Source organism: Desulfosporosinus hippei DSM 8344 (genome assembly GCF_900100785.1).
GTDB classification, from domain to species: Bacteria; Bacillota; Desulfitobacteriia; order Desulfitobacteriales; family Desulfitobacteriaceae; genus Desulfosporosinus; species Desulfosporosinus hippei.
The window spans coordinates 1-11,332 of sequence record NZ_FNCP01000052.1; the positions used below are offsets into that span (position 1 = coordinate 1).

The window sequence follows — 11,332 nt, forward strand, 5'->3', positions numbered from 1 at the left end:
AACGTAACACCGTGGCACCGGAACACTGGAACACCGTGGCACCGGAACACTGGAACACCGTGGCACCGGAACACTGGAACACCGTGGCACCGGAATACGGGAACACTGTGACACCGGAATACGGGAACACTGTGACACCGGAATACGGATATTAGGTATACTTGACTCAAAAACCAAAAACAAACAGCCTAGCAAATCGACGTAAGCGAGAGAAAAACGGACTTTAGTACTTTGCGCAAAAACACGTTCAAAAGGCTAAAAATGAAGGGAAATAAAAACAGGTTAATCGGCTGTCAGGGAGGAATTTGGCCAAAAACGGGGAATTGAGTTTTGAACTACTTTCCATAGTGCCCATTATAGGACCCAAAGCAGAATAGAATTAGTTCTGAAGAAGGGATTTAATAAGAAAATGAATAAACTATATGCTACATGGGATAAACCAAATGTACTGTTTTCACGCACTTTTAATTGTGGTTATTGTGGGAATTCAATAGCATCAAATATGGGATACAATGCGAAGTCTAGTACTTCATATAATAATAACGGATACATATATATATGCCATCATTGCAACAATCCAACATATTTCCATAACAATATTCAATTTCCAGGGGCTATTTATGGAGAAAGTGTAACCGATGTTCCGGAATTAGAAAGTAATCTATATAACGAAGCTAGAAGTTGTATTAGTTGTAATGCATATACAGCTGCGGTTTTATGCTGTAGGAAGTTATTAATGAACATAGCTGTTTCAAGAGGTGCAAAAGAAGGACTTAAGTTTATTCAGTACGTAGAATATTTAGCGCAAGGTGGCTTTATTCCTCCTGATGCAAAAGAATGGGTTGATCATATCCGAAAAAAGGGAAACGAAGCTACTCATGAAATTGCAATTATGACAAAGCAAGATGCTGAAGATCTGATCGATTTTGTGGAGATGCTGTTAAAAATAATCTACACTTTTCCGGCTACAATAAAGAAAAAAACAAAAACAGAATCAGCCTAATGCTTGAGTAAAAATGAACTAACGGATCGCTTGTACTATTGTCATAATCTCGTATGGCTACTCGGGCTACGACCTAAATAATGAGTTTAGAATCTATTTTCATTTCAAACCTTAAGGGGTACATACTAGGGCAAATCCAGACGAAAATTGGACCAACTTTACATAGGGTTTAATTATCGGACTCAATTTAAAATCTATAAAACTTTTTATAGAACCAAAGCTCAAACAATTATAGAAATAAGAGGATTTTAGTAATTCATATTGAATTATATTATGAAAAATAACTGTTAAAGGGAAGAAGTTGCTAATAATATGGGAGCTCATGTTGAATTTATATTTCCTCGTGGTTTTGTGATCGATGAGGAACGATTACGGAAAATTCACAGTATCATTCAGGATAGATTGGATGATAAATTTAGAATTAAACCTAAATATAAAATTTATCGTTCAGATAATTTTGTTTATACTACTTTAAATATTGAAGATATCTTAGAAGAAGATAATAGTGAATGGCAGAAAATAACTAGATTACAAATAGAGGCTGAGAATAGTAGTGATATACCCTTTATATTTAAATTAGACTTCGATTCAAAAACTACATTAACTGTTGAAGGTGAAGATAGGGATTTCGTTTATTTGTTTTTTTCAGATCTTAAAACATATCTTACTAACGAAGTAAATACTAAGTACATTTTTTCTGCATCAGTGTTTTATAGTGTTCTCAGAAATCTGCCTCTTTTTACGGTTATTATTATTTTCTATAGAGCGATGAAAAATATTAAACCAATCAGTAATGACGAACTTAAAGGTATAATGGATAACAAAGATGTTATTTTAAAATTGAATTATTTAATCGAAAAAGACGCTGTTTCTACGTTATCTATAAATACAACAAACTTTAATCTAATAATCGTTTTAATGATTTTAAGTATGGCTATAATAGCCCTTAACGATTATTTTGGAAATTATTTTAAAAATATGATGTACAAATACCTTTTACCTTTCAATCTTTTTTTATGGGGTAAGGAAAATACGAGATATAAAAAATTGATTGATTTACGCAGCAAAATCATCTGGGGTGTAGGTGTAGCACTAATAATCAGTGTCATTGCAAGTTTATTGGTATGGAAAATAACTATTAAATAATAAAGCGATGATAGCCTTCTTTTCATAATCTCAGAGAGTCATTATCCGACGTTTGGAGTCGTAAAATCTCCGGTTCTTGAATCGTAGATTTTACGATTCTGCTATTATCAAGGTTTACAGAGGTTAAATATATACGATTATCTGGACTGAAAGAATTTTTCAGTCCGTCATTTTCAAGGTTTATAGCTGTCTATCTGCAGGATCGAGGACTTTACCTAACGGCCATTATCTGTCTTAAATTTCACGAAGAAGGGAGAGAAGGGCTTGAGCATAATAACGAAGTTGATCCGTTCTCGGGAAGAAAACAAAAAGCGGTGGGAGTTTACACGTGTTGCAAGATGTAGTTGGATTAACATGGTTTGGAGTTTCGACCTGGGAGCATTTTTTATTACTTTTGTAAATGGCTACTTTCGAGGGAGTGATCTTTCGATCACTATTGGTATTGTGGGGTGCCTTGTCAGCATAGGTGTTATCTGGAAGTCACTTCCGAAGGTATATAAAAAGACAAGTGAGTCTTGACTTAATCTTAGTTATCAGACTCATAGTGGAATAGTTAAACCCGTTAAACTATTCCACGCAGCATACATCTCGACAAACTCTCCTTGGTATGTGCGATGACGAATGAGTCCGCAGAGATCAAGGCAAAAGTTTAACATCTATATGAGTGATAGGTAAGATTAACACAGGCGGCTAATAAACCATTAATGAAAACAACAAATAAAAACCATTGATCACTCACAAGTCCATAACTTGTGAGTGTCAATGGTTTTTATTTGTTGTTATTAGTAGTATGGGGCTCTCCTGTGTGAGAGCCCCATAGAAAGGTGGATCCAAATGAGTTGATCGATACCTCAGTCCTTACTAACACGACAATGCTTAAAGGCCCGGTTTAGTTTCCGGTTTCTTTGAAAACACCCTCTGTGCGACAATTGGTTTTCTAGACCAATCTAAATTCTTTGGCCCCCCAAGGGGATTGGTCTCTCGCTAGCGAGAGACCTTCCCGCAATTTTAGCGAGCAACATTACTTTACTATGATTCCAAGTAACACAGAAAATAAGATGAGTGCCACAGATTTAACTATGGACCATATTACTTTATATAGTGCTTGAGAATTAAGTATTATAATGCCCTCATGCCAAGAAAGCAGGACCACAAGTAACATAAGGACTATTAGTATCAATGCAATTCCCATTTTTCTCCACCCCCCGAATACTACTGAGCTAGAGAGGTGAGCTATTACGCACTCTTTAAATGATGGCTGCTTCTAAGCCAACGTCCGCAACTTTAGCCTATATATAGTTATAACAGATAGCTAAATTTAGGTAAATATAGCTATCTGTTTATTTCATTAAATACATAAGGCTAAAAAGAAAGCTACCGAGGTTAGTGGTAGCTCTCACCTTCTTTTAGACCTATCTTATAATTAGGATAGGGTTGAGAGAAGAATGCTTTTTATTTCGATGATACTTTTTTTGCGAGTAGACCTTTTGTTTTCGTCACCGATATTTTGAATTTTCAACAAGGCCTCAAAGGCTTCTATAGCCTGTTGATCATTCATTTGAGTGTTAATATCCCGACTAACATCATTAGCAACTGTCTTAGTTAAGTTTTTAGGAATGTCTGGAAGATTCTCAAAGTGTTCTGCGTATTCTTCAGTAACATCTTCGAAGACAGTTGCTGTAAACAGTTTAGCGTTTTCTCTAGAATAGATACTCCAACTTCGATCATGGTATAGCCGTTTTGAAAAAGCACTAAGATCTCTAGCGTTTGGAATAACACTTTTATCCTCGACCTCTATGGACAAAAGGAACTCAAGTTCTTGATTTTTTACGGCTAAAAGCTTCACTTGTTTAAAGCCTTCAAACCTCTTGTTAAATTGGGTAATGGCGTAATTAATGTCTTCTAATTTGGTTCTAAAGTCAAGAGAAGAACCAGCTGCACTAGGAACCTTAAGAACTAATACTACCCTACAAATCTTTTGCATATCAAACCCCCCTTAAATACTTGTTTTATAGATATAATACCCTTAATAAAGGGTTTTGTAAATACAAATATCTATATTAAGGGGTATTATTTTTATTTAATTAGAATTAAGTGTTATGGTGAATTAAGTTTGGAGTACAGGATATCGCCCACACTTTATTTGGATCAGTACCAGCGTAACTGTTATCAAGCGTAAAATCGGTTAATTTTTAGGTCGAAATTCCTAAAAAAAAATGTGGCAGCTCTTTTCATAAGGTTAATTATAGGACTCATATATTTTAATTTGAACTTTAAAGGATATTTAGTGATTATTAAAGAAATAATTAACAAAAAATTTTATTGGAGATTGCTTAATTATGGAAAATATTAGGAAACAATACGAAGCAAATTTGGACCTTTATAAATTATTTTGTAAAGAGTTAAAAACTCAAATTAATGAACTTTTAAATGAATCGTTTATAAAACTGGCTGTACCTCTAGAATCTAGAGTTAAGACTTGGGATTCCATTGCAGAGAAATGTGACCGAAATCATATGAAAATACGTAATTTAAGCGATTTAAATGATTTAGCTGGTTTAAGAGTAATTCTTTTATTTCAAACAGATGTAGATAGAGTTACTACTATTATCAAAGAGAATTTTAATGTTTTAAGAATTGAAGATACGCATAATCGACTCGATGAAAATCAGTTTGGATACGGATCTATCCACTTTGAAATTTCTAGTCCAAAATCATGGTTAAAGATACCAACTCTAAGAAAAATGCAAGGGTTATGTGCAGAAATTCAAGTAAGAACTATTTCTCAACATACTTGGGCTGCTGCATCCCATGTCCTTCAGTATAAACAGGAAAGGCATGTTCCTTTGCCTTTAAGAAGATCTATTAATAGATTGGCCGCACTACTTGAGACTGTTGATTTCGAATTGGTTCGATTATTATCAGAGCGCAATGAATATATACTTGAATTAGAAAATACAGTAGTTGTTAATGACGATGATTTATTAAACGTTGATAATTTGAAACAAGTCCTAGATAAGTATCTTCCGCCAGAGAATAAAGGAGAAGATGAACTATATGATGAGTTACTTGATAATTTGGAAACATTACAAATTATCAAGCTAGGGCAATTAAAATCTTTATTACTTAAACATCAACAAGCAATAATGGAGAAAGAGCGAATAGAAGTTGAGAAAATATCGAAAGGGGAAAAAAAGTCAGATTCAATTGAACGTAATAATAAGGGTGTTTTCTTTGTACATACAGGTTTAGTCAGAATGGCTTTAAAAGAGGAATTTGGTGAAGAAAGAGTTAATAATATACTAAATTTGATTAGTCATGAGGATGAAGAAGACTATGAAGAAGACTATGAAGAAGACTATGAAGAAGACTATGAGGATTAAATAAAGGGGGTGAGAGGACTTGAATTGAATGCACTCCCTAATATTTTTCATAAACCAATCATGCTCGATCAATATATGAGAGCTGCTAAAAGTGAATAGCAGCGATGTGCAAAGGTTAGCAGCCATACTTGTAATACCGTAATACAGTGTTACAGTAATACGATATTACGGTAACACTGCCCTCAAAATATGTAATCTCTAAAAGAACTTCCCACACTCGATTGGTTAAAGAATATCTATCACAGCCACTTTACATAGTCTCAGTTATCGGATCCAATGCATGGCGCATGAGAAAAGTGAGCAGCCAGCGCCAGAAAATAAGTCTTACGCCAGGCCTTAAAGCACCAACGTTTACAACGTTGGTGCTTTTCCTACAGCCATTATAGTACCTAGACAAGCCACGCATGGTGGAGTCCCAACTATCAGATCATTACGTTTGTGGAATTCGGCTGCTATTGTAATCGTATTATAGGACTCAAGCAGCAAAATATAGGTGGATTATTTCTATATGACAAAAATTCCATTTGTACGGGAAAAAAGCATTAAAAAAACTCACAAAAATATTCAATAAACTTGTGAAAATATTTAATAAATGTTACGATAACACCAATGAAGCCTTGATACTGAACGCGTGCACTAAGTAGTGAATGAAACGTAGTTTGAGTGTTAAAATTTAAGAGCCGCGATGCGCTAACATCACAGCTCTTTGCACAACTCAGCCGCAAGGTGCGGTCGTTTCAAATTGGTGAAAAAGCAGCTTTACCGTGCTAGGGGAGGTTGCTTTTTCGTTATTTCCAGTACTAACTTGATTATTCCTAGAAGAAGTGTAAGAAAAGCACAGGCGACTGTTAATGTTTCGAATTGATTCATAGGTTTTCACCCCCTTTCGGGGCAGGCTGCCTTGCTTTCAAAGTCGTGCTTGGACTAATAATATCAGAGTATAAGACTTACGTAAAGGCACTACAAACCTAGATCGGCGGGTTGAAATAGTGTCTTGGTAATATGTATACCTACACTTGACATCAATGTATACTTACACTTGACATATGTATCCGTAATTGGCCTTTTTTTAAAAAATTTTATTTATTTGAGAATGCGTCAAAAAAGTGTGTTTAAAGATTCATCCATCTTCATTCCTACAGTAAACGATTAAACGATACTTGTAATACCGTGTTACGGTGTTACGGTGTTACAAGTATGGCTACTCTTTTTATAACGACCATTATCGGACTCGAATTTTCATAAAAGGAGAATCACTAATGTATTTTATAACGGCGCTAACTGGTCTTGATGAATCCTCCAATACTAGATGTTTCGGATATTATCCAACAAGGGAAGAAGCATTACTTGCCGTTCTGGAAAACAGATGTGATCTAAACGAAGGCATATATAACAACATCGTAGTTGAGAGGATCGACAAAGGGATACATAGCATAACCGAGGAAGAAACGTGGTTTCAATGGTTACAAACCGGGAAATATCTTGGTGAAGGTAATTGGCATCAAATATCAAAGCCGCCAGAAACTGATCACATTACAAACTACGCGATCGGCTAAATCGACGCTCGGTCAACCTTTAAATAATTCACGCCCTGGCTCAACCAGGGTGTTAGAACGGACGGATCAGCAAGAAAAGGAAGGGGTGGGCGCAAGAAGGCAGTTTTAAGACCTTGAAACCTTGTCCGAGGCATTAAACTACTCATTCTATCGGTTTAATCAAGCTACGGCCTAACTGATAAGCTTAGAATCTATTTTCAGTTTAAACTTCAAGGGACACTTACTAGGGTTTAGAAAAGAAAAAAAGACGCTTTTTGACTAAAAGGTGTTGGAGAAAGAAAAAATCGCACCCAATAACAGCACGCTCTAATTGAAATAGTTGCAACCCCATGCTATAATGGCTCTTAAGAGGCACGCCCTAGATTAAATTTTTGGTCTAGGGCTACTTTTATGCCCAAAAATATTGGGATAATGAAAAGTCTTAGATCTATTGTGTGGTAAACCTATAATTGTATATTATTTCTCTTGTCAGAAAGTCCGGAACTTTTGCCCCAAATACCGTGGTACACTGATATTGTGATTTCTTGTCTCCTGTATAAATTCCAGGAAGTTTTTGCTACAAAAACGCGATATGGTAAAGTAAGTGATTCTTTCCCTTCTCCATTGCCCGCAGATGAGATCGTATTTATTTTCTATAAAAAAATATTTAAGCATCCAAGTGTAATCCTTGGATGCTTTTTGTTATGCCAAAAAAACACAGAGAAATTGAAAGGGGTGAATTATTCATGAGAGTAATACAAGGTGGTGGAAATATGATTCGTGCCAGTCCTCTGTAGCTTACTAAAAAAAGTTCAATCAATATTGGTAGCAGCCAATATTTGATTGAACTAACCGAATATAAGCTTTATTCAACGGTTTTTAACCTTTTCTTCTGCCTAAATAATTATTGGAGGTTTTAATGATAAAATATGCGTTTTGGATTTCTGTCTTCATGATAATATTAGCTATAGTGTTGATATGGTCAGGCAAAGGTCAAGATGGTACTGCCTCAACTATTATAGGTTCTATCTTGGTTTACTGGCTTAGTAAAGGTAACAACGAAAAACTCAATTAACAAATGGGAATAATGAAGATCAAACGTTAGAATGGCTAGAAGATATAAAAAAGTGTATTAGCAAGCATTGTTAGTGGTTCCCCCTAATACCCCTTTTCGGCTTTGCGTCCTCGTATCAGCCATAAGATAAACACCATCAAAAATCACGGAAAAAGAGAGTAAGTGAAGAAGGCAGGATAAGGGAGGTGACAAATTACAGGCAAAGCCTGTAAAAACTCAGTAATCATGCAGGTTTGAGTCGGTAAAACAGGTGGTGCATATTGCAAAATCGGTTAAACAAATGGTGCAAAATAGACTTGAAACACGCTGACAGCAAGGTTATAAGCGGTGTTACAGTGGTGCAATATGATGAATTGATTCCCTTTTGACAAAAAAAACAACCCGGTTTCGTACCGGGTTGTGAGTCCAAATTTAATTCCCACTTTTATGATATTTGGTACCATAAAAGCCACTTTTTTTGATTTACTAACCCATCCAAACCCTTACGCTACAAGGTTCTTATCTATATTTCATCATTATTGCTAACCAATTGCAAGTTAGTTATATTAGATCGCTAATCCACTCTAAATCCTTACCATTACTGGCTTTGCCGGTAATTTGTGTATCTGGCGCTCAGCGCCTTATCCTGCCTTTGGATTTTCATTAGGCCGCTGAGAAATAAACGACCTCCCCCCATGACGGGAGTATACCAGGCTAAACCACGCAAGGGGAAAAATTTTCTCGACGAAAATTTATTCTTGTGCCCTTGCGTTAAGAAAGTTTTTCAAGTCTCTGGTAACGGTCATCAAGGGGGAAGTCAGGTAGAGTAGGGCGTATGTATTTGGCCTAAAGTAAAGGAGTGAGGTTGAGTGGAGAACTTTCTTAGCAAAGTTCTAAGGGCGGTCGATGAATTAGGAGAAGCTCCGTATGATTATAAAAAGACTGAAGAGAACCTTTTAAAAGCAACACGTAAAACTTTGGAGTATTACGAGAAACTGAAGGAATCTAGGAAGGAAAATGATACTTAAAGGTGCTTACGAATTCTTGCGTTGAAAATAAATTTTACACCCCAGTATGGACTGGGGTGTTATTGTTCAAATCAAGCATCTAAGTAGCATTTGAGGTGGATAAAGTGAAAAGGATACCTGATGAAAAAATTGAATTGATGTTGGGCAATGTTAGGGCAACCCTCGGAATTGAAGGATTATTAATATCAGAGGAAGAAACTAAAATATTAAGGCAATACCTCAAAGGAGAATTGACAGAAGAACAAGTATTGGAAATCATCCGAACAACGGATGCTGGAAAGGTAAATGACTAAACGAGGGAAGAAAGGTGCAAGATGTACACTTTCAAACAGGCAGCAGAGCTTGCCGGTTTACATGAAAACACAGCGAGAACATATCGTGATAGATTTTTAGAATTCTTTGCCTGTACAGGTGAAGGAAGGCGACGACGTTATCCCGAAGAAGCCGTGGCCATACTTAAACTTATTTCTGAAAAAGTGTCCCAGAACTTAACCCAGGAACAAATTCAGGTTGAACTAGAGCGGAAATACGGACTTTTTATAAACACTAAAACACCAGAACACAACAACACAACACTAGAAGACAACAACAACACAACATCACAACTCGAAATCATCCCAACAACACGAACACAGTTCCTGGAACTTGTTAGAAGTGCCGTTGCTCAGGAACTTCAAAGCCGTGATGACGTAATCGCAGAATTAAAGGCTGAACTAGAAAAAAGCCGAAAGAATTTTAATGACCTAATGGATAAACAAGAAAGTCTCATTCAAGAACGAGACGAACGGATCATCGCGCAGATCCGTGAGCTTATGGTGGAAAAACAAAAAAATCCTTGGTGGCAGTTTTGGAAATAGAAAAGCCCAACTCAAGCATATATCCCGAGTTGGGCTTTTACAAAAATATTGTTACGTAAAATTTCGTTGCCGTTCGTTGCGAATTATTAAGATCCATTCTGAAAAAAAAAATTTCGACATAAAAAAAGGAAATTTTTCACTTCATGGAGAATTACTTACCCTTAGAATGCCAAAAAGCCAGAGATTGGACCCTCTGACTTCTTGGACTTTAATCACAGCTCAACGAAAGCACCGAAGAGCATTGATTTCTGAGAACATTATATCATATTTGCAAACTGAGTTTCAATTATCTTTAATAGGTTTATATATTTATATATATATATAACAAAGAAAACTCAGCTATTAGTTTTGATATAAAAGGTTTTACGAAATTCAAAGTCGGTGGCGTACAAGCTGCCGGCTTATTTATATGCCGGTGGACAGAGAGAAAGAGGATGAGGCAATGAACGATGTTTTAAAAGTATTAGGTATTAACTCCAAAGGTTATGGTACATTTCCCAAACTGGTTGCTAAAGATAGAAGACTCACAATTGAAGCAGTAGGTATTTACGCCTACATTTGTTCTTATGCCGGATCAGGCAATAGTGCGTTTCCAAGTGTGTCAACGATCCTCTATGATCTAAGAATTGGAGAGACTCGTTTTTATACTCACCTTAAATTATTGATCGAATATGGATATATCTCAATTGAGAAGGTTAGAGATGAAAAGGGTAAATTTAAACACAATGTTTATATCCTCCACACAGAAATTTTAGACTCCAATGAGGAAAAAACTCCACCCCCCCAAAACAGGGGTACGGGTAAAAAACTCGATCATCCATCCCCCCAAAATCGAGGCACGGGTGATCGAAGCATGGATAATCGAGGAACTAATAATAACAATCTTAGAATTAACAATTTAGAAGAAGAAGAAGAAGAGACATACCATAAACGCTATATTGAAATGGCATTGAAGGTGGGGGCTACCAAATCAGATCTAGTAAATGCCCTAGAAAAAATGGATGCTGAACCAGATATTATAAACCCAGTCGCTTGGTTACAAAAGGCTCTGGAGAATGAAGTCATAAACCGTGAACTTGTCAAACGCCCAAAAAACAAAAAGAAGCCAGCATCAAGACGAACGTCCCAATCTGCCAAAACAAAAGCTGATATACCTATGGACACAACAACAAAAAAAGAAAAATATGGGGATTTTTATCTCTAACAAACGGCAATACGGTGTGACAGTAATAACGTAACACCGTGGCACCGGAACACTGGAACACCGTGGCACCGGAACACTGGAACACCGTGGCACCGGAACACTGGAACACCGTGGCACCGGAA

At 36.3% G+C, this 11,332-nt stretch carries 10 protein-coding genes; 9 read left to right on the forward strand and 1 reads right to left on the reverse strand.

What is annotated here, in order from left to right; genetic code table 11:
• Nucleotides 1–409 precede the first annotated feature (409 nt).
• The 3 genes from BLS16_RS22550 to BLS16_RS22560 all read left to right on the forward strand — a co-directional run bounded on the left by BLS16_RS22550 (nt 410) and on the right by BLS16_RS22560 (nt 2,668).
• Nucleotides 410–1,003 carry a DUF4145 domain-containing protein gene (locus tag BLS16_RS22550; RefSeq protein ID WP_092335836.1) on the forward strand — a complete coding sequence of 198 codons (594 nt, stop codon included), beginning with the start codon at nt 410–412 and terminating at the stop codon, nt 1,001–1,003.
• A gap of 312 nt (nt 1,004–1,315) precedes the next feature.
• The gene (locus tag BLS16_RS22555; RefSeq protein ID WP_092335837.1) at nt 1,316–2,149 is read left to right on the forward strand and encodes a hypothetical protein; all 834 of its coding nucleotides are present in this window, start codon (nt 1,316–1,318) and stop codon (nt 2,147–2,149) included.
• A gap of 264 nt (nt 2,150–2,413) precedes the next feature.
• Nucleotides 2,414–2,668, forward strand: coding sequence for a hypothetical protein (locus BLS16_RS22560; RefSeq protein WP_092335838.1), 255 nt, complete (start codon nt 2,414–2,416; stop codon nt 2,666–2,668).
• A gap of 904 nt (nt 2,669–3,572) precedes the next feature.
• Here the strand turns inward: BLS16_RS22560 and BLS16_RS22565 are convergent.
• On the reverse strand, nt 3,573–4,133 hold the full coding sequence (locus BLS16_RS22565; protein ID WP_092335839.1) for a hypothetical protein: 561 nt from the start codon (nt 4,131–4,133) through the stop codon (nt 3,573–3,575).
• Nucleotides 4,134–4,488: 355 nt separating this feature from the next.
• Between BLS16_RS22565 and BLS16_RS22570 the strand changes: the two genes are divergently transcribed.
• From BLS16_RS22570 to BLS16_RS22590, 6 genes are all read left to right on the forward strand, one after another.
• The gene (locus BLS16_RS22570; RefSeq protein ID WP_092335840.1) at nt 4,489–5,532 is read left to right on the forward strand and encodes a GTP pyrophosphokinase; all 1,044 of its coding nucleotides are present in this window, start codon (nt 4,489–4,491) and stop codon (nt 5,530–5,532) included.
• A 1,259-nt stretch (nt 5,533–6,791) separates the two neighbouring features.
• Complete coding sequence (locus BLS16_RS22575; RefSeq protein WP_092335841.1) at nt 6,792–7,088, forward strand: hypothetical protein; 297 nt, start codon at nt 6,792–6,794, stop codon at nt 7,086–7,088.
• Between the two features lie 1,902 nt (nt 7,089–8,990).
• Nucleotides 8,991–9,149 (forward strand): hypothetical protein, encoded by a 159-nt coding sequence (locus tag BLS16_RS23940; protein WP_176786275.1) that lies wholly within the window; start codon nt 8,991–8,993, stop codon nt 9,147–9,149.
• A gap of 104 nt (nt 9,150–9,253) precedes the next feature.
• The gene (locus tag BLS16_RS22580) at nt 9,254–9,442 is read left to right on the forward strand and encodes an antitoxin VbhA family protein (RefSeq protein ID WP_092335842.1); all 189 of its coding nucleotides are present in this window, start codon (nt 9,254–9,256) and stop codon (nt 9,440–9,442) included.
• Between the two features lie 21 nt (nt 9,443–9,463).
• Nucleotides 9,464–10,006, forward strand: coding sequence for a MerR family transcriptional regulator (locus BLS16_RS22585; protein WP_092335843.1), 543 nt, complete (start codon nt 9,464–9,466; stop codon nt 10,004–10,006).
• Nucleotides 10,007–10,448: 442 nt separating this feature from the next.
• The gene (locus BLS16_RS22590) at nt 10,449–11,210 is read left to right on the forward strand and encodes a helix-turn-helix domain-containing protein (protein ID WP_176786276.1); all 762 of its coding nucleotides are present in this window, start codon (nt 10,449–10,451) and stop codon (nt 11,208–11,210) included.
• Nucleotides 11,211–11,332: the final 122 nt, after the last annotated feature.

Bases quoted from the DNA above. Each gene is read 5' to 3' on its own strand.
- BLS16_RS22575 (WP_092335841.1), top strand. From the start codon at position 6,792: ATGTATTTTATAACGGCGCTAACTGGTCTTGATGAATCCTCCAATACT.
- BLS16_RS22550 (WP_092335836.1), top strand. From the start codon at position 410: ATGAATAAACTATATGCTACATGGGATAAACCAAATGTACTGTTTTCA.
- BLS16_RS22555 (WP_092335837.1), top strand. From the start codon at position 1,316: ATGGGAGCTCATGTTGAATTTATATTTCCTCGTGGTTTTGTGATCGAT.
- BLS16_RS22570 (WP_092335840.1), top strand. From the start codon at position 4,489: ATGGAAAATATTAGGAAACAATACGAAGCAAATTTGGACCTTTATAAA.
- BLS16_RS22585 (WP_092335843.1), top strand. From the start codon at position 9,464: ATGTACACTTTCAAACAGGCAGCAGAGCTTGCCGGTTTACATGAAAAC.
- BLS16_RS22565 (WP_092335839.1), bottom strand. From the start codon at position 4,133: ATGCAAAAGATTTGTAGGGTAGTATTAGTTCTTAAGGTTCCTAGTGCA.
- BLS16_RS22590 (WP_176786276.1), top strand. From the start codon at position 10,449: ATGAACGATGTTTTAAAAGTATTAGGTATTAACTCCAAAGGTTATGGT.